The following is an 18,519-nucleotide window of genomic DNA, read 5'->3' as shown; positions in this document are numbered from 1 at the left end:
TCCCTTAACATTCCAGTAAAACCAATTTAATGATATAGCACTATTATTTAAGAGTACAATAAGTAACGGGGGTGCCGATCAGCGCAGAGAAGAGTCGCTTAAAGGCATTCCTACCAAGCTGGGCTACGATCGAGATGAGTGGCCTATGGCGATGTGCGAAGAAGACGGATACGGGGCAGACATCCGTTATGTAACTCCATCCGATAATCGTGGGGCAGGTTCTTGGGTTGGCAACCAGCTAGAAGACTATCCTGATGGAACTAAGGTTTTGTTCATCGTTCAATAAGATAAACATGAAGAGCGTTTAACTTTTCAAAAGGAGGCACACCGATTTGATAAGTGAGCTAACCGTTTCCTATTCCCAATTAATTGTATACAACAAAGGGATCAAAAAACCCTTTTTAGACTGGACAGATGCCGATATCAAACGTGGCTACATCCTGAGGGACGGAGTCATTTCTTTCGAGGCAGTGTCGGACTACAAATGTGAGATTGCTGTCTCTTCACCTCTTCATTATGACAAAAACGTGAATTCCACGCGCACGTTTTCTCTTCCTTTCAAGGTTGAAGCTGAAGGAATTATGGTATCAAGCGTTGGTGCCAACAGCTTGGAATTCACCGTTGAACCTGGTGAATATACACTCTATGCTGATACCGTTCCACTGGGGCAGCCGAAAGCGAACGGCCTGTATAAAGTGCGCTATGAACTGCAATTTGTACCAAATTAAAACGAAATGAGGTGAGGAAGGGAGTGCTATGCGCACTGCCTTTTTTGCATTTGGAAAAATAAACTGAAAAACAATGCAGTACGAATATAAAAAAAGCTTTCAAAGTTCCTTTCTGTTTGCACTTCGGGGATCATTGACAAGTGTTCCGCTGTGAAACTTGTGATTCATGGCGTTATCCCGCCATGCTTTAGTAGAATCATAGTACTCCTGGTTCAGGTCGACGGTTGAGATCAAGATCCCTGCTCTATTCTTTGCAAGTCTTCCTCTTGTAACACCATCCGGCCTCATCCCTCCCCGCTTTTCTTTTGTATTCGGTCTCTTAGCAGAATTCCTACTTTGAGCTTTTCAGTACGTAAAAAGAAAAAGAGGACAGACTTTAAATCTGCCCTCTTTACAATCAATCTATTTTTAGAACGATTCTGCCATTAATCGTTCCGTTTTCCATTCGCTCAAAAACTTCATTGATTTTTTCAAGCGGCTGTACTTCAATCATGGTTTTAACTTTTCCCTCTGCTGCAAATTGCAGCGCTTCTTGAAGATCTTTGCGTGTTCCAACGATGGAACCGACCACTTTAACTCCATTTAAGACTGTATCAAAAATAGGAATCGGCAATTCTTCCGGCGGAAGGCCAACCGCAACGAGAGTTCCTCCTCGTTTAACAGACTGATAGGCTTGGCTAAAGGCCGTTTTCGATACAGCGGTACAAATAGAGGCCTTGACACCTTCCAGTTGTTTTTGAATGATGGCTGCAGTATCCTCTTTAACTGCATTTACAGTAAGTTCAGCTCCTAAATCCTTTGCAAGTTCTAATTTATCATCGCTCGTATCCACTGCCACAATATGAAATCCCATGGCTTTAGCATATTGGACGGCTACATGGCCAAGACCCCCGACTCCGAATATCGCTACCCAATCACCAGGTTTAGCTTCACTTACTTTTAAAGCTTTATAGGTGGTAACACCTGCACAAAAAATGGGTGCAACTTCTTCAAAAGATAAAGATTCTGGTACTTTAATCACATAATCAGCATCTGCTTTGCAATATTGAGCATAACCGCCATCTACTGAATAACCGGCATTCTTCTGATCTTTACAGAGTGTTTCCTGACCGCTCAAACAATACTCACAATGTCCGCATGCTGAATACAGCCATGGAATACCTACACGATCTCCAACTTTCAGATGGTGAACGCCAGGGCCTACTTGTTCAATCACACCAACACCCTCATGGCCCGGAATAAGAGGCAGCTTCGGCTTAACAGGCCAGTCGCCATGAGCGGCATGCAGATCGGTATGACAGACGCCGCATGCTTTAATCTTAACAAGAACTTCCCCGTGTTCGATTACGGGTGGCATATCTTTTACTTCTAAGGATTGTTTAAATTCATTTACTACAGCAGCTTTCATTAGAATTCCTCCATTATTGATCATTTCTTACGATCAGCACATCGCATCTCGCATAGCGAGTCGTATGCTCAGATACACTTCCCATGAACACCCTGTCTACCGCATTCATACCCGTCGCTCCACAAACTATAAGGTCGGCTTTAACGTCGGGAGCAATGGATTTAGCAAGCGTCACTTTCGGTGAACCCAGCTCCATTACTTTGTTTACGTGCGGTACCCCGGCGTTTTCTGCTTTATGTGCAAAATCGGTTAACAGTTCATCGCCGTATTCTTGTGCTTTTTCAGCCATAGCTGTATACCAGTCGTAAGCTGAGAAACTTCTTGTATCCACGACATGTGCTAGTGTTAATGTTTCTGCTTCATGTTCGAGCACCATTTCTACTGCCCGTTTAAAAGCCTTTTCTGAAGCTTCAGAACCATCCAATCCAACCAGTACATGTTTGTAGCGTTTAGCCATAACGCATTCCTCCCGAATATTAGTCTGCCTGCTCAACACACGCTTTGTTCCTGCTCTCTTAGTACCCCTTGATTGTAATGGATTTACTTGCAGGAGTATGTGATGAACTTCACATATTAAACTAAAAAAAGACAGACCAGCGGCCCGTCCCCAAGACTTAATTACTTCCCTTTATCCAATCCGGCTTTAATAATGAGTACACACGCTGATCCCAAATTTCATCATCTGCTGATCCCTTCTGCTTTTGAACGGTGTGAACCTCTTAAACTACTATTTCATTCACATTCTGCAGCAACTCTTCACTCCATCGCCAATCGCTGATCTTTACAGCATCTGTGACATGATGCACTTTGCTTGCCCCAACGATGGCTGAAGTGACTTCAGGCTGATTTAAAACCCAGGAAAGAGCGAACTGAGAGAGGCTCACCTCGTTTTTCTCAGCCAGTTGGCGATACTGGCTGACAAGTTCAAAATTTTTGGGAGTGAAATAATTTTGAATGAGCCGCTCTCCCTTTGCCGCCCGGCTTTCTTCAGGAACATCATCAGCATTCTTATATTTACCGGATAACATCCCTCTGCCCAATGGGCTGTATACCATCACGCCGACCTCTTCAGACTCACAAAACGGCAGCAGCTCCTGTTCGATCTCTCTGGACAGCAGATTATATTGCGGCTGCACAGAAACGTATTTCTCCAGATTCATTTTTTCACTAATTCCATGTGATTTCATGATCTGCCAGGCGGCATAATTTGAACAGCCGATATATCGCACTTTACCGCTTCGTACGAGATCATCAAGTGTTCGAAGCGTCTCTTCCAATGGTGTGCTGTTGTCAAAAAAGTGAACCTGGTACAAATCGATGTAATCGGTTTGCAGGCGGCTCAGAGATCGATCTACTTCCTTCATTATATGACCTCGCGATAGACCGGATTCATTCTTGCCATGGCCCATTCGGATGCCCACTTTTGTTGCTAAGACGACGTTCTCTCTTTTTCCCTTCAGTGCCCGTCCGATAATTTCTTCAGACTCTCCTGTTCCATAGGGGATCTCCGTATCCTGGCCTTTTCCATAATAATTGGCCGTATCAATAAAGTTGATGCCCTGTTCCAGTGCGCTGGCTATGATGGAATGCGATGCCTCCTCGTCAATCCACCTGCCAAATGCCATCGTTCCTAAACAAATCGACGATACATCCAATCCTGTCCTGCCCAATTTTTTATAGTGCATGCTATCACCTCTTAACTACAGTTCTACCACACCTTTTCAGAATGTTTAAATTTTTCGGCTTGCATGCACCCAATGTGCTGGCTTTGTGAGAAGCCGCGGCAGCTTTGTCCGGGCATCACCTTTTGCTGCATTCACTTGGGCTTGGGTGAGGAAAATGCTTCCCGTCAGATCAGCGCCTCTAAGATCAGCATCCCGAAAATCTGCTCCGATAAGGTCTGCCCCCCTAAGATCGGCTTCTCTCAGATCGGAAGCAATAAAATAAGCCCCTCTTAAGCTGACTCCTCTAAAATCTGCTTTTCGTAAAGCAGCTCCCATAAAGTCCGCTCCCCGGCCAAAGCTTTTCTTATGATGTCGGGAGTGAATATGCTTTCGATACAATTCACTGACTTTTAAAAGAAGAGCATTAACAACTGCCCGGTGTGCCGGTATATCCAGTTCAACAATATCCTTAGGATCAAGCAGCGTAAGACGTTCTGTCTTACTGAACACTGATCTCAGATCATCACGAATTGGAAGCGAGGTCTCCAATGTCAGTGCTTCATCCAAATACCAAAGCATTTCTTGAAGCTGCTGCATTTTAGGAAAGACGGCACACATCAGATCTGCTCTGACTGAATCTGTTCGCCAGTCTTTGCCCTCGAATGTTACTTTTGAAACCTTTTGCCCCGCTCCAAAACAGTCATATACCGAACAGCCTCTGAATCCATCCTGTCTTAAATTTTGATGAATCGAGCATTTAAAATCCAGTGTTAAATTGGAGCAAGGAACCCCACCGTCTTTATCGACTGGGAAATCTGCCGATGCAGCAAAAGGCAGTGCCGTACAGCACAATCCGAAGCAATTCTCACAGTCAGCACGTAAATCATTCCGGTTTGCTCGTAGCTGGCTTGTACCATTGGCAGTGTTGGACAATACGTACACCCTCTTTGTTTATATTTTTATCGTTTCAGTTTCTATACATCCTGTCCCTATCTGCAGACAGGTGACGGATATATTTTAAATGTGCGGTTACTTTTTGGTCGTCCTCATAGGGATAACTGAATCCCAAGCAGTCTGCAAGTTCAAATGCTGCCTTCCGGAAAAGGCTGCCTATCACGAAAAGGGCTTCCCACATATTCTCATACTCACCGTCAGGATAGGTTTTCACGAACTGATCATACATCTCACGCTTAAGCAAGAACTTGAAATACTTGCCGTGCTTTCCCGAGTCTACCGAAAAGTCGTGCCTCATTCCAATATGCCATTTCAGCATCAGAACGATCATATCGCGGACTGGCCCGTCAAACATCGCTTTGGCATATGGAAGTTCACGTCTCCATAATCCTTTGGCAATATAGGTACTCACCCACCAGAACTCATTGCAGCAATCCGAAAAATCTTTTTCTGAAGGACGTTTTGTTATGTAGTCTCGATTACTTGATTCAGGCAAATCAGGAAAAATCCCGTCCTTGTCCAGAAGCACTTTACTCAAGCAGTCATGCACCATGCCTTGGACCTTTTCTTCAGGATAAAAAGTAAGATCGATGCGTTCACCATCCATAAATTGCATCAGATACGTAAACTTTTCGTTCGTTTCCCCTAACTCCCGCGTCCCATGGCATCAGGGGTCTGCATGATCATGATTTCACCGAATGATGAAATCCAGCTTCGGTTTTTAATATAGTACGGTACATCTATTGTAACAAAAAGAACATCGTAGTCTTGAAAAATATCCGGCGGCGCGTTCGGATTTACACGGGAACCATTCAAAATAACAGCGCGAATCCGTTTTTCATTCTTCGCAAACTCTATTACTTTTCCAAGCATGTTTTGCTTCCACTCCTTTACTGCTACATACCTTTTCTTCGGCTTTTTTTCTTTTTTAATTCATAAATGCTGGTTACATTGTCCTTATGTTTTTTGGCAGAATTTCCGGATCCCGGATACATTGCTGTGGCTGCGATCATACTGAACAGCAGCAGTACGGACCATAAGGTTTTTTTTACCCAGGCCACATCAATCCAGACGGTCAGCAGTCCAATGAAAATGGTCAACACGAACAAACAGATCCATACTTTATATAAAGAATCGCCCTTCTGCTTCATATACTCTCTCCTTCAACCAATGCTTACATTAATGTATGAAAAAAACGCCCGGTTCTATAACCAGGCGTTCATCCATTCTATATTTCTCTGCTGATTTCCTGCTTTACCCCACTCTTTTTCATAAGCGGCAGCAAGGTGGCCACTCCGACAAAAAGGAGGAGTGCCGCTACTTCATAGATCAGAACGATCGATAAGTGCGATTTCATCCAGCCTGCGACCGACATGGTAATCACCATCGCTCCCATAAAGAGCGGATTTAAGATGCCGTTGACACGCCCAATGAATGCCTCTTCTGTATTTTGCAGAATCATTGTATTGATCCCGATATGGATGCATGGCATAAAGAGACCGGAAAAGAATTGAGCTGCAAGTGTGAGCCATAATACAGTTGATAATCCCATTCCGATAAAACCAATCGCGCTTGCCGCCAATCCCATCGCTAATAGCACCTGCGGCATGATTTTTTTAGACATGGAAATGGTCAATCCTCCACCAAGAATCATACCAATTCCAAAGGCCGCCATCAGCCATTGCAGCTGTTCTTTAGGAAGTCCGAGCCGTTCAGTTATCAAAAAGACACCGAGCGGCTGAGTCAGGCCGATCGCGAGCCCGGCAGCTGCAAAACAGCCCCCAAGCAAGGTTAAAGGCTTGCTGCCTAACACATAACGAAAACCATCCTTCATTTCCTGCATTAATGTCGTGGTTGCTTTTTCTTCATCATCTACACGGTCTGCAGGCAGCATAAGAAGGGTACCTGCTGATAATAAGAACGCCACGCCCATGACACCAATCGCTGCCATGATGCCGAAATGCTGATACACGAATGTACCGATAATCGGTCCAAGAATCATAAACAGAGCAAATACCGTTTGATACATCGACATCCCCATCTGGACAAGTTCTGCCGGGACATGGAGCTTAAAGAGCTTCATTCCTGACGGCTGTGAAAACTGAGAAAGAATGGAAGATACGAGGGTTGCAAAGAAAATGACCTTCCAGCTTCCTAGTATCAAGGTTAAAAGAACCACAAATACTGAAATTGCACTTAAAAGATCACACCAAACCATCGTCCGCTTCGGTCTCCAGCGGTCTGCAAACGTCCCCCCAATAAAGGAAAACAGAAAGATTGGCGCGAATTCCGCTACCGAGATGAGGGAAACGGCCACTGGATTTTCGTTTGTTTTTTCAATAACGTACAGCAGGATGGAATAGTTCCTTACCCAAATGCCAATCTGCAGGAAAAAAACAGAAAGCAATATCGTCCGGATAAACCGGTTCTGGAATAATGCACCCATGCTCACTTTTGGTTGAGATGTTGTTTCGTTCATAAAAAATAACCTCCTGATCCATCATTCTGGACAGGAGGCTCTTGTTACGCCGCAAAAACAGAGAACATGCGCGCAATTCGGGCATGCTTCCAATTGGGCTGAATCAAAAGGCTGTACTAATCCTATCCAGAAAAAAAATGATCGTAATTGTTTATACGAATGTTTTTCTATGAAATAAGATTAGTTGTTCATCGCCCTTTGTTCACCCTTCCGATTAGCATTACTTTTATACTACTCCATTATAGTCAGAAACTCAAGATACATTCATAAAAATGACCATTATTTCCAAAACTAATATAGTACTACCATTAAAGGAGGAAAACAGCATGAAAAAACACCTTTTAAAATTCTCGCTGCCGCTGTTTGCTGCCTGCTTAATCTTTTCACCTTTAAGTGCGCAAGCTAAAACAGCACCGCGTGTCCAGCAGCAGTGCCTGAGCGTTTCGGCCGTTAAACTTCAGGGAGACTTGCGAAAGCTCTGGATCGACCATACCATCTGGACAAGAAGCTATATTGTCAGTGCAATCGCAGGATTAAAGGATCAGGATCAAGTTCTGGCGAGGCTCTTAAAGAACCAAAAGGACATAGGAAATGCCATCAAACCTTATTACGGAGAGGCAGCAGGCAATAAATTGGGCGAGTTGCTGACCGAGCACATCGTTCTTGCAGGAAAATTAACAGCTGCCGCTAAAACAGGAAATCAGGCAGACTTCAAAAAATACAACACCGCCTGGTTCAGGAACGCGGACGATATCGCACGATTCTTAAGCTCTGCCAATCCGAACTGGCCGGAAAAAACGTTAAAGGAGATGTTATATATCCATCTCCAATTCGTTACCGATCAAGTTACTAATCGCCTAAAGCAAAATTGGAACGGCGACATTTCAGCGTTTGATCTTGGTGAGGACCATATCATTAAGATGGCCGATACACTAACCGGCGGAATCATTAAGCAATTTCCTAATAAGTTTCAATAATACCAAAAGGGAAGGAGCCCCCAGGGCTGCCTTCCCTTTTTACTGATTAAACCTTTTGGAGAGACTCTCCCTCTACAAGAGTTACACCGATTTTTTTAGAAGTTGCTGTTTCCTTTCGGATGAGTTTGATTAGCTGCTCCGCCCCTGCCGCTCCCCACTCCCGCTTGGAGTAATCAATAGTTGTTAGACGTGGATGCGTATATTGTGCGACTTCAATATTGTCAAAACCGATAATGTGAATGTGCTTTCCTATGCGGTACTCTGTTTTAGTCAAGAAATTGTACATGCCGATCGCCATCTCGTCGTTCAGACAAAAGACAGCGACTGGGCCGGAGTACGATTCAACGATTTTTCTCGCCGCTTTCTCTCCTGTCGGTTTGTTAAAATCGCCTTGGATGACATGGCATTCAAGGCCGTTCTTTTCAGCCGAGGCCAGTGCCTGCTGCAGGCGCTGATCGGAATCAAAGGACGCTTGAGGGCCTGTCACGATGATCAGCTTCTTATGACCTTGATCTGCGGCATGTTCAATCGCAAGCTTTGCTCCGGTTATGTTGTCGAGTAATACTTGAGTGATATTTTCATGCTCCAGTTCACGATCCAGAACAACAAGTTTATGGCCTCGGTCTGCGTAACTGATCAATTCTTCACTTGAAAAGTTGGCGTCCAATATAATGGCACCGTCGATCATTCCTTCAGGGAGAAACCGGTGGGATTCCTTGCCGCTGCATACGATCAGCTCATATCCATGGTGTGCCAGCTGATCAAGCATCCCTTGCTGCAGTTCACCATAAAAAGCACCACTGTAATTGGTTAAGAAAACACCGGCAATTTTTGTTTCCCGCTTCTTTAGCGTTCGAGCCGCTGCGTTAGGAATATAGTTCAATTCCTTGGCGATTGCTAAAATTTTAGCGGTGGTTTCCTGCGTGACTTTCCGGCTTCCATTTAAGGCATACGATACTGTTGAAATGGAAACACCAGCTTGTTTTGCAATATCCTTAATACTGACCACCTGGACACACTCCAATCTGTCTATGAAAACGTTATCTCTATTATACATCGTTCTCGCATTTTGATGGTAATTGCTGTTAGATTAGAAAAGCACAAGCGCCCTGTTCAAGTCCGACAAGCACTCGAACTGGACACGGTTCCTGCAGTTACAACCTGACCTCAATCATATTTGTTACTGACTTATCCTGTTGATATACAGCCTCAAGCTCACTCTTACTGATCTTAAAACCGCCTTTTCGGTAACGGTTAGAGAAACGATCAGCAGAAACGGGATTTCCATTAACGGACACTCCGCTCTCATGTTTCCCGCTTAGATCATAGTGGAACGAAACGGGCACTCCATTCACATGAAAATCAAACACTAAGCCGTCCAATTTTTTAGGCAGAACAGGGTCAATGACAAGGGTATCTCCTTCTTGCCGAACGCCAAGACAGCTGGAGATGAGCTGATTCATAAAGATTCCCGGACCGCTGGAATAAATGCGCCATCCGCCCTTAACCTGAACGGTCCCCTCTCTAAGATCTTTAAAGCGTTCTTGTGCTTCATAACGTGTATTGAATTTACCGTCCGAACTGCTGAAGTACGCATTGCTTTGTCTTCGCTCAGCGTTTGGTACCACCTTCTGGATACCGATCGGATTGATCACAGCCAGTCCGTCCCAAGCTTCTTCAGTTTTTCCAAGCTTGGCCATCGCCTCTACAAAACGGATATGAGCGTGGACATATTGAAGGCCCACTTCTCTTCCGAAATTCGCTGCCTGCTCCGCACGTTTAAAATGGGTGCTGACACCTCCTGCATAATGGGCCGGTTGGTTCATGAGCCTTACACCATCCGGGCAGAGCATATGATTTTTGATCAGCTCATAATGTTCTGCTGCCTGTTCTGGACTTAAGAGTTCACTGATCATGCTTCGCGTCATCGGAAGCAGGCGATACTGAATGCCCGTCTTTGTATCCTTCGGGTGCAGCATCAGTTCTTCTTTCCCTGGTTCCTCCATGTAAATAAAGCCTGGAATCACACCGTCTGAAAGAATGTATCTGTTAAAATCAGACTCAATCCCTGCAGCCAAGTCCTTAAGCTCATCCGCCTGGGCTTGATCAATCGCTGCAAGCTGCCTGGAAAATTGAGTTATCACTTGATAGGTTAACGACACGGTCCAGCTGCTGATCATATATTGTTTCAATTGAGCATTTGCAGGCTGAAGCGTATCATCCCAATCCCCGTCTCCATATGACGAAAGATAGGTATCATGCAAAAAGTTTTTCTTTATATAGTCGATTTGTTTCTTTACGTGGTCAAAAAGAGATTCCTCTTTCACCGTAAACTCACCGTTGTCTTCAGTGTACGGAATGATCTCCTCAAGCAAGCTGTAATCACTTGTTGCCGCTAAATAATCACTGAGCGCTTTTAATGGCCAAACGATAATATCCCCGTGGCTCTCCTGCTGCTGTATTTTGTAATAACGGTCAAACATGAACCACTGCGGCCAATTGCCGGTGCTTTCGTATTGGTGGGAGTAGACTGTCTTAATAATTTCACGAATAGCTTCATAATTTTGTGTCGCTGTAAAATATTCTGCTGGCCCCTGGCATACGTCTCTCGTTCCCCAAGCGGCGCCTCCATACTGTTCCAAACCATGGGGCACAGAATAATGAACGAGCATGTTGTGCGTATACCACCATGAGATCGCGTTCACCTTCTGCAGTTCTTCATTATCACCGCCATGCTGGCTTACACGAAAGCCTTTGTTAACAGAATGGTAGAATTCCCGAAATCGTTCAATTTCTTTTTCAGTATCTTTCTTGGTGAAATGAGATTCTTCTCCGTAAAGCTGTCCCTGAACAGAAAGCGTCCATTCACTTGCTGCTTCAAGTTCAAGCACAGCGAGCGAACTTGATCCTGTTTCAATGCTCTCTCCAAACAGCTCCTCATCCCTAACTCTCATGTTTGTTCCCGTTACATTCATGTCATATCGAAGGTTCGGATACGTCTTTGCACTGTCTGATGATTCATCTGCAAAGAACGAGAGAACATTCCCGCTTTTCTCCATACGGTACGGGACTTCATATTCATTGTTGTTCATAGAAATCTGGTTCGTTACAAGGAAACGATATGGCTTCCCGCTTAACGATTGGACTTCCAAGTGAATAACAGGAGAATCAACAGTTGTATAGCTGGTGATTCTCAATGTCTCCTTGGCAGTTTTATAGAACCAGCGGGCATAATTAAATCCGATCTCGTAGATGGAAGGCATGGTGAGTAAACGATACTGCCCATCCATTTCCACATAGATCCGCTGTCCGGAAGTTTTCATCACATTCAGCGCATTTCTCATATTCGTCATCATTTTATTGAACGAGGTATTGCCCTTAACGATATGTGAGTTAAAAACACCATACATGAAGGAAGTGGACGTAATGACTTCTTCCGTGATGCCTGCATTGTTTCCGGATACAATAATATGTCCGTGGGGCCGTTCGACAATCAGCTCTTTTTCCTTCAGAACCACGTGCTCATACGTTGCAGTAAAAAAAGAGAGCAGGCTTTCACCGTCGTACTCTTCCAATTGGCGGTCAGGGTAGAGTTGGTTGAGTTCTTCTTCTGTGAACGAAATAGACGTAAGCGGATCTCCGAATCCGGAGGATAACTGTACTGGCTCTAAAGCATTGCATTCTTCTGGCTTCTGACCTTTGACCGTATCCCAAGCACTCTGTAACTCTTGTTGAAATGCCAGTTCAGCTACCGCTTCCGGATGATTTTCTTTAAACAGTCCGTAAAAAACAAACCGTGCTTTTCCGGAAAGTAATACTCGAGGTGACTGAAGAGCTGTGAATCCAAATTCATATTGATAGACTTTATTTTCAAGCTTTTCTTTTTTTAGGATCTCAGGCTCATTCGTTTCTTTATAGGAAAGCCCGAAGAACTGATATCCGTCCGTCGAAAAGGCTGTGGCCTTTGTTAAAGAACCTTGCTGCAAATAAGGAAACCCTCCGGAGTTCGGCTGGTTTTGACGCGAGCAAACAACATAGCCCTTTTCCTCATCTTCGTAAACAGAATGATCAATATATTGAGAAACGAAAGCTTCATTCGTCCGTACTGCTCCTTTATCTGCAAGCCCAATATCCTGTACATAAATAACATCAATATCAACGCCTTTGCCTTCCGTTTCAACCTCCCAGAACCAAACGCCCTGGCTGGTAAGGGAAAATGTAACCTTATAGTGCACATCTGCTGACTTACCTTCCCAAATCACTTGTGATGCTGAATGGCTGACCTTGCTGTTGGAATGGCTGCCGAGCATTGGAAAATATTGAATGCTATCCCCGCTGTGAATGCGCAGATACAGATTGTTCAGCGCGCCATCAATTGGATTGGACTGCCATTGGTTAATCATGATTCCTTGATGAACCGCTTCGAAAAGATCTCCGCTGTTTAAAAAAGTAAACCTGTAGTTCCCTGCCTGTATATCAAATGTGGGCATTGTTTTGGTAATCATGGATCCCCCTCAAATCTTTCAATTTATTTAACTAACGAAAACGTTACTTCCTTCACATTGGAGCTGCAAGGGCCCACATAAGCGGTATAGGCTCCGGGATCGCTCGCTAACGTTAAATCTGAATGATGGTATCTCAGTTGTTCTTCTTTTAATGTAAAGATGATTTCCTTCTTCTCTCCGGCCACAAGCGCCACTTTCTCGAACGCCTTTAACTCTTTCAGCGGACGGACAACTTCACCCGCCATGTCTCTCACATAAAGCTGTACCGTCTCATCTCCATCCCGATCTCCTGTGTTCGCGACCGTAATGGATAGCTGAATCGCTTCACCCGGTTTTAAAACATTACTTGATAATACCGGTTCTCCGTAGCTGAATGACGTGTAGCTTAATCCAAACCCAAACGGGTAAAGCGCTTCGTTCGGCACATCAAGATACTGAGAAACATAGCGTTCTTGTGCATCTGGTGCGCCTTGAGGCCTCCCAGTATTAAAGCAGTTATAATAAACCGGCACCTGCCCCACCGAATGTGGAAACGACATTGACAGCCTTCCGGACGGATTTACTTTTCCTAAAAGAAGCTCTGCCACCGCGTGGCCTCCTTCTGTTCCAGGAAACCAAGCTTCAAGGATAGCGTCTGACTGCTCAGTAACATCCCTAAGATCGAGAGGACGGCCGTTAAACAAAACGGTGACAATTGGTTTACCGATTTTTTTTAAAGCTGAAAGCAGTTCGTGCTGAATTTCAGGCAGTCTGATGTCGCTTCGGCTCCCAGCTTCTCCGCTCATATCCGAGTTTTCGCCAAGCGCAAGAACAACGATATCTGCATGAGCCGCTGTTTCCAGAGCCTGCTGAAGCTCTTCCTCCGTACCAGTTTCAATACTGCAGCCTTTTGAAACGGATAATCTATCAGGAGCCAGTCTTTCCTTCAGCCCATCATACAGTTGAATCGCTGCTTCTCTAGAACCTTTCCATGACCAGGGCCCAAGAATATCTCCGTTTTGTGCAAATGGGCCAATCAGTGCAACCTTTTGGCCGGATTGAAGTGGAAGGACATTTTCATTTTTTAATAGAACGCAAGACTTGGCTGCAAGTTCTCTCGCCACCGCTCTGTGCGGCTCACTCATGATCACTTCCTGCTCCCTTTGTTCATCCGTTCCGCGATGAGGGTTTTCAAACAGCCCGAGTTTCTTCTTTAATCCAAGAATGCGGAGTACAGCTTCATCCAGAAGATCTTCTGATACTTCACGGTTTTCAATTAACTCCTTTAAGTGATTCACATAGCACAATGTCATCATTTCAATATCGACACCCGCCGTAAGCGCTTTGGCGGCTGCTTCTTTTTCATTCACTGCCACACTATGGGGAATCAGTTCTTTTACTGCACTCCAGTCTGAGATGAGGACGCCGTCAAATCCCCATTCCTCTCTCAAGAGACCGCGCATCAGCCTCTTGTTTCCTGAGGCTGGTATGCCGTCCACCGTGTTAAAAGCGGTCATGACCATCTCACTGCCTTCATCCAATGCTGCTTTATAGGCCGGCAAGTACATTTCCCTCAGCTGCCGTTCAGACATGTCTACAGTATTATAGTCACGTCCCCCTTCCCCGGCTCCGTACGCCGCGAAATGCTTGACGCATGCTGCAACACGGGAAGTATCGGATGTTAGGTCATCTCCTTGAAAACCACGAACAAAAGCGCGAGCAAATTCACTGTTTAAATAAGGATCTTCTCCTGTGGATTCCATGACTCTTCCCCATCGCGGATCGCGGACGAGGTCGACCATCGGAGCAAACGTTACATGAACACCTGCTACAGAGGCTTCAGCGGCGGCAATCTCCGCACTTTTTTCCGCAAGCTTGATATCCCATGAGCACCCGATCGCAAGCGGTACCGGAAAAATCGTCTGAAATCCATGAACAATGTCCGCCATGATCAAGAGCGGAATACCCAGCCGGTTGGTTTTAAGATGTGCTTCCTGTATCTCACGCACCTCTTTCGCGCCGGATGCCCCAAGGACCGAACCGCTATTTCTGACTGTTTCCTTCGTAACGCCCATTTCTGCCATCGGCCCCGTTATCTCTCCTTGTTCTTTTGATCCTTCAAAAAAAGGAGCGGCCAGCTGCATAAGCTGAGCAATTTTTTCATTTAGAGTCATTTCTTCTACAAGAGAATGTAATGTTTGGTCTGACATTTCATTTCCTCCAATCGGTTTTAATATACGTTCAAGGTAGATGTAACTTATCATTCCGAAATACGTAGAAACGTTTCGATTACTATTCAAAGAGGATTATAAAGGGTTCAAAACATCATCGTCAATGAAAGAATTGAAACGTTTCACTTATGTCTCTTGCTGAATCCCTTGCAGGTAAAGGGATTCATAAACATAAATAGTTAGAATATTTATTTTTTTAAAAATACATTTGAAAATTCAGTTGTAAACGATTTCATTATGAATTATAATAGCCCTGTCGAAACGTTTCAATAAAAAGCATTGAAAATCTTCTTCTATATTTTTTTGCTAGTAATAGAAACGTTTCACTGAAAAGGAATACTTTACTAGAATTAACCTGCAGTGAAGAAGTAAAATGGATAAGACCCAAAAATTGATCAACGTATAGGGGGAGCAAATATGAAAAACTGGTTACCTAAACTCAACAAAAAGCTAATTGTCAGTTCTTTGGCAGGAGCATTACTCATGTCAGGTGCGCTCACAGGCTGTTCAGCCAGTTCATCAGGAAGCGGAAAGACAGTGATTAATGTCTGGGGAATGGGAGAAGAAGCCAAATCATTACCCAAGATTGCCGAAGCCTTTGAAAAAGAAAATCCAAAAATTGATGTTAAGGTTCAGGCGATCCCTTGGGAGACTGCCCACGATAAGCTGCTAACAGCTGTTGCTGCTAAAAAAGGGCCTGATGTTTTGCAGATGGGAACGACATGGATTCCAGAATTCGGATCCGCCAAAGCTTTGCTGGATTTAAAACCTTATGTAAAAAAATACCCAGAGCTCGACCCGTCCAACTATTATGCCGGTTCTATAGAAACAACCAAATATAAAAACCAAACGGTCGGTGTTCCATGGTATATCGACACACGCGTTCTCTTCTACCGTACCGATCTTTTAAAGAAAGCCGGTTTCAGTGAAGCTCCAAAAACGTGGGAAGAACTAAGTGCAGCTGCCAAGAAACTGTCTGAGCGCGGGAAGAATAAGTACGGCATCAGCCTTGATGTCAAAGAACAAAGCTTAGGCTTTATGTTCGCCCGACAAAACGGAGCGGAATTGCTCGATAGCCAAGGCAAACCTCATTTCAATGATCCAAAGTTTGTGGAAGCGGTCGATTATTTAAACAGCTTCTTTAAAAACGGATCTGCGCCAAAAGACGCTGGTATTGATATCGTACAAGGATTCCGCGGCGACGGTATTCTGCCAATGTTTATAAGCGGTCCGTGGATGGTTAAACTCATTAACGACCAGGCACCAGACTTAAAGGAAAATGGGCAACCGCTGTCCTTCCTAAAAAGGAAAACAATCTATCAGCACTTGGCGGTTCCAATCTTTCTGTCTTCCAATATACAAAACACAAAGATGCTTCACTGAAATTCCTGGCATTTATGAACAAGCCTGAAACTCAGCTGAAATGGATGAATATGACAAATTCTCTTCCTTCTACTAAAAAAGCATGGGAAGATCAGTCACTGAAAGACAACAAGTTCTACACAACGTTCGGCGAACAGATGAAAGATTCCAAACCAATGCCTGTCATCAAACAATGGGAGCCGGTCGCTCAAGAATACTTAAGCAGCTTTGAAAAGATTTACCGCGGCCAAACCACACCGAAAAAAGAAATGAACGCGTTCAACAAAAAAGCGGAAAATCTTTTAAATAAATAAAGACAAACCCGGATAACTAGCAGACTTTCTGCTAGTTATCCCTTTACATCCCCAGATTAGATCGATGTGCAGAAAGGAGCGAAACATGAAAGCCATAAACACCAAAACGCCTTACTTATTTATCGCACCTGCCCTTCTCCTTTTAGGCCTGTTTTCTCTGTTTCCAATCGTCGTTGCTCTTGTCATCAGTTTTACGGACATCAGTCTCGAAGGTTTGGGCGACTGGTCGATGATTCATTTTGTCGGATTGGAAAATTACATTCAGGTTTTTAAAGATCCTATTTTTATGAAGTCCTTGTTTAATACGCTTTTTTATGTAGTAATCGGTGTGCCTTTGGTCATTGTTTGTTCTTTGGCCATCGCTTTGTTGATCAACTTCGGCAAATCACGCATTTTCCGGGCATTCCGTGTGATCTTTTACATGCCTTCGATCACAAACGTGGTAGCAGTCGCCGTTGTATGGAGTTACCTGTACAATCCACAGCTCGGACTATTCAATTATGTACTGAATTGGCTTCACCTGCCTCCTGTTCCATGGCTCACCGATCCGAACATGTCGAAAGTATCACTGATCGCACTCGCTGTCTGGCGGGGAATCGGTGTGAACATGATTATCTTTTTGGCAGCTCTCCAAGGGATACCGAAAACTTACTATGAAGCGGCACAGCTTGACGGAGCAACCAACTGGAAGCAATTGACGAAAATCACCCTTCCGCTCCTGCGTTACGCGATCTTTTTCGTTTCAATCACTACCATGATCGGCTGGCTTCAATTTTTTGAAGAACCGCTAGTCATGACAAAAGGCGGTCCTCTCGACAGTACCACCTCTGTTGCGCTGTTTATTTACAGAAATGGTTTCCAGCTCAGTAATTTCGGATATGCCGCTGCCGGATCTTTCATTTTGTTTATTGCGATCATTATCATCACACTGCTTCAATTCCGATTGCAGAAAAAAGAGGTGGACTATTAAGATGGAGAATTTAGAGATGACTGCGATAAAAGCAAAGACGAAAACTAATGCTTCAGTTAAAGCCCGAAGAACGGCCAGTGGCCAGCAATGGGTAACCGGCATCATTTTGGCTCTCGGTGGATTTCTCGTCTCTATTCCATTTATTTGGATGATCTTATCTGCGTTCAAGCCTGAAATGGAAGTCATGCAGATCCCGCCAACCTTTTTGCCACATGAATTTACGCTTGAGAATTTTACCAACCTGTTTGAAAACATGAACTTCACGGTTTATTTGCGGAACACAATCATCGTGGTGCTCTGTTCATTCGCTGGTTTGTTCTTAAACGCGATGGCGGGATATGCTTTTGCCAAGTACCAATTCAAAGGGCGGGAAAAATTGTTCTACCTCGTACTCGCTACGATGATGATTCCCGGGCAAGTAACGATGATTCCCGTATACCTGATCTTGAACCAGCTTCACCTGACGAATACGATGGCCGGAATTGTTTTACCAGGATTAGTCGGGGCGTTCAGCATCTTTTTGTTCCGTCAGTTCATGTCTACCATTCCAGATGAGCTTCTTGAAGCCGCACGCCTCGATGGAGCCAGTGAATTCCGGGTGTTCATTCAGATTATACTGCCGATCTCTAAACCCATCCTGGCTGTTCAGGGGATCCTGACATTTATCGCCGGCTGGAACAGTTTCCTATGGCCTTTGATCATCGCCAACGATGAAAAACTGTATACCCTGTCTGTCGGGCTTTCTCTTTTAAAAGGACAATATGGCGGCAACTTCGCCTTGCAGATGGCCGGTTCTACCTTTATGGTCGTACCGATCGTGATCATCTTCATGCTGTTTCAAAAGCATATTATTGAGGGCTACACCATTTCGGGGATGAAATAAAGCCAAGCACGCAGACTTTTAGCAGTCTGCGTGTTTTTTTTAGGTGCACCTGACAGTATGAGAGT

14 protein-coding genes and 3 pseudogenes are annotated in these 18,519 nt (G+C 44.4%); 6 read left to right on the top strand and 11 right to left on the bottom strand.

Features of this window, described 5'->3' with window-relative positions:
* Nucleotides 1–55: 55 nt before the first annotated feature.
* Nucleotides 56–286 (top strand): annotated as a pseudogene (locus LCY76_RS07500) (sporulation protein); the annotation flags it as partial.
* A gap of 46 nt (nucleotides 287–332) precedes the next feature.
* Nucleotides 333–728, top strand: a complete 396-nt coding sequence (gene comJ, locus LCY76_RS07495; RefSeq protein ID WP_248252116.1) for a competence protein ComJ — start codon at nucleotides 333–335, stop codon at nucleotides 726–728.
* Nucleotides 729–827: 99 nt separating this feature from the next.
* Here the strand turns inward: comJ and LCY76_RS07490 are convergent, their stop codons facing one another.
* The 8 genes and pseudogenes from LCY76_RS07490 to LCY76_RS07455 form a co-directional block, all read right to left on the bottom strand.
* Nucleotides 828–1,016, bottom strand: a complete 189-nt coding sequence (locus LCY76_RS07490) for a hypothetical protein (protein ID WP_248252115.1) — start codon at nucleotides 1,014–1,016, stop codon at nucleotides 828–830.
* Nucleotides 1,017–1,125: 109 nt separating this feature from the next.
* Entirely contained in the window at nucleotides 1,126–2,136 is a 1,011-nt protein-coding gene (gene adhP, locus LCY76_RS07485; RefSeq protein ID WP_248252114.1) for an alcohol dehydrogenase AdhP, read from the bottom strand.
* 13 nt (nucleotides 2,137–2,149) lie between these two features.
* The gene (locus LCY76_RS07480; RefSeq protein ID WP_248252113.1) at nucleotides 2,150–2,593 is read right to left on the bottom strand and encodes a universal stress protein; all 444 of its coding nucleotides are present in this window, start codon (nucleotides 2,591–2,593) and stop codon (nucleotides 2,150–2,152) included.
* 262 nt (nucleotides 2,594–2,855) lie between these two features.
* A complete protein-coding gene (locus tag LCY76_RS07475; RefSeq protein WP_248252112.1) occupies nucleotides 2,856–3,821 on the bottom strand; it encodes an aldo/keto reductase in 966 nt (321 codons plus the stop codon).
* Nucleotides 3,822–3,866: 45 nt separating this feature from the next.
* The gene (locus LCY76_RS07470) at nucleotides 3,867–4,733 is read right to left on the bottom strand and encodes a pentapeptide repeat-containing protein (protein WP_248252111.1); all 867 of its coding nucleotides are present in this window, start codon (nucleotides 4,731–4,733) and stop codon (nucleotides 3,867–3,869) included.
* 34 nt (nucleotides 4,734–4,767) lie between these two features.
* A pseudogene (locus LCY76_RS07465) lies at nucleotides 4,768–5,627 on the bottom strand (aminoglycoside 6-adenylyltransferase).
* A gap of 23 nt (nucleotides 5,628–5,650) precedes the next feature.
* Nucleotides 5,651–5,905 (bottom strand): hypothetical protein, encoded by a 255-nt coding sequence (locus tag LCY76_RS07460; protein WP_248252110.1) that lies wholly within the window; start codon nucleotides 5,903–5,905, stop codon nucleotides 5,651–5,653.
* Between the two features lie 77 nt (nucleotides 5,906–5,982).
* On the bottom strand, nucleotides 5,983–7,233 hold the full coding sequence (locus LCY76_RS07455; RefSeq protein ID WP_248252109.1) for an MFS transporter: 1,251 nt from the start codon (nucleotides 7,231–7,233) through the stop codon (nucleotides 5,983–5,985).
* Nucleotides 7,234–7,559: 326 nt separating this feature from the next.
* Between LCY76_RS07455 and LCY76_RS07450 the strand changes: the two genes are divergently transcribed.
* Nucleotides 7,560–8,210, top strand: coding sequence for a glycosyltransferase (locus LCY76_RS07450; protein ID WP_248252108.1), 651 nt, complete (start codon nucleotides 7,560–7,562; stop codon nucleotides 8,208–8,210).
* A 46-nt stretch (nucleotides 8,211–8,256) separates the two neighbouring features.
* On the opposite strand, the gene LCY76_RS07445 is transcribed toward LCY76_RS07450, so the two are convergent.
* The 3 genes from LCY76_RS07445 to LCY76_RS07435 all read right to left on the bottom strand — a co-directional run bounded on the left by LCY76_RS07445 (nucleotide 8,257) and on the right by LCY76_RS07435 (nucleotide 14,904).
* Complete coding sequence (locus tag LCY76_RS07445) at nucleotides 8,257–9,219, bottom strand: LacI family DNA-binding transcriptional regulator (RefSeq protein ID WP_248252107.1); 963 nt, start codon at nucleotides 9,217–9,219, stop codon at nucleotides 8,257–8,259.
* Nucleotides 9,220–9,364: 145 nt separating this feature from the next.
* On the bottom strand, nucleotides 9,365–12,715 hold the full coding sequence (locus tag LCY76_RS07440) for a GH36-type glycosyl hydrolase domain-containing protein (protein ID WP_248252106.1): 3,351 nt from the start codon (nucleotides 12,713–12,715) through the stop codon (nucleotides 9,365–9,367).
* Nucleotides 12,716–12,738: 23 nt separating this feature from the next.
* The gene (locus tag LCY76_RS07435; RefSeq protein WP_248252105.1) at nucleotides 12,739–14,904 is read right to left on the bottom strand and encodes a glycoside hydrolase family 3 N-terminal domain-containing protein; all 2,166 of its coding nucleotides are present in this window, start codon (nucleotides 14,902–14,904) and stop codon (nucleotides 12,739–12,741) included.
* A 438-nt stretch (nucleotides 14,905–15,342) separates the two neighbouring features.
* Here LCY76_RS07435 and LCY76_RS07430 point away from each other — a divergent pair.
* The 3 genes and pseudogenes from LCY76_RS07430 to LCY76_RS07420 all read left to right on the top strand — a co-directional run bounded on the left by LCY76_RS07430 (nucleotide 15,343) and on the right by LCY76_RS07420 (nucleotide 18,454).
* A pseudogene (locus LCY76_RS07430) lies at nucleotides 15,343–16,601 on the top strand (sugar ABC transporter substrate-binding protein).
* 85 nt (nucleotides 16,602–16,686) lie between these two features.
* Nucleotides 16,687–17,571, top strand: coding sequence for a carbohydrate ABC transporter permease (locus tag LCY76_RS07425; protein ID WP_062239665.1), 885 nt, complete (start codon nucleotides 16,687–16,689; stop codon nucleotides 17,569–17,571).
* Between the two features lie 16 nt (nucleotides 17,572–17,587).
* Complete coding sequence (locus tag LCY76_RS07420) at nucleotides 17,588–18,454, top strand: carbohydrate ABC transporter permease (protein ID WP_419714984.1); 867 nt, start codon at nucleotides 17,588–17,590, stop codon at nucleotides 18,452–18,454.
* The last annotated feature ends 65 nt before the right edge of the window (nucleotides 18,455–18,519 follow it).

Source organism: Fictibacillus marinisediminis (genome assembly GCF_023149135.1).
In the GTDB taxonomy this organism is placed as follows: Bacteria; Bacillota; Bacilli; order Bacillales; family Fictibacillaceae; genus Fictibacillus_C; species Fictibacillus_C marinisediminis.
Note: the sequence above shows the minus strand (reverse complement) of the source record. Positions and strands in the feature narration are given on the sequence as shown.

What these genes read in the sequence shown, in the direction of transcription:
- LCY76_RS07490 (WP_248252115.1), bottom strand. Translation starts at nt 1,016, where the DNA reads ATGAGGCCGGATGGTGTTACAAGAGGAAGACTTGCAAAGAATAGAGCA.
- adhP (WP_248252114.1), bottom strand. Translation starts at nt 2,136, where the DNA reads ATGAAAGCTGCTGTAGTAAATGAATTTAAACAATCCTTAGAAGTAAAA.
- LCY76_RS07480 (WP_248252113.1), bottom strand. Translation starts at nt 2,593, where the DNA reads ATGGCTAAACGCTACAAACATGTACTGGTTGGATTGGATGGTTCTGAA.
- LCY76_RS07475 (WP_248252112.1), bottom strand. Translation starts at nt 3,821, where the DNA reads ATGCACTATAAAAAATTGGGCAGGACAGGATTGGATGTATCGTCGATT.
- LCY76_RS07460 (WP_248252110.1), bottom strand. Translation starts at nt 5,905, where the DNA reads ATGAAGCAGAAGGGCGATTCTTTATATAAAGTATGGATCTGTTTGTTC.
- LCY76_RS07455 (WP_248252109.1), bottom strand. Translation starts at nt 7,233, where the DNA reads ATGAACGAAACAACATCTCAACCAAAAGTGAGCATGGGTGCATTATTC.
- LCY76_RS07450 (WP_248252108.1), top strand. Translation starts at nt 7,560, where the DNA reads ATGAAAAAACACCTTTTAAAATTCTCGCTGCCGCTGTTTGCTGCCTGC.
- LCY76_RS07440 (WP_248252106.1), bottom strand. Translation starts at nt 12,715, where the DNA reads ATGATTACCAAAACAATGCCCACATTTGATATACAGGCAGGGAACTAC.
- LCY76_RS07435 (WP_248252105.1), bottom strand. Translation starts at nt 14,904, where the DNA reads ATGTCAGACCAAACATTACATTCTCTTGTAGAAGAAATGACTCTAAAT.
- LCY76_RS07425 (WP_062239665.1), top strand. Translation starts at nt 16,687, where the DNA reads ATGAAAGCCATAAACACCAAAACGCCTTACTTATTTATCGCACCTGCC.
- LCY76_RS07420 (WP_419714984.1), top strand. Translation starts at nt 17,588, where the DNA reads ATGACTGCGATAAAAGCAAAGACGAAAACTAATGCTTCAGTTAAAGCC.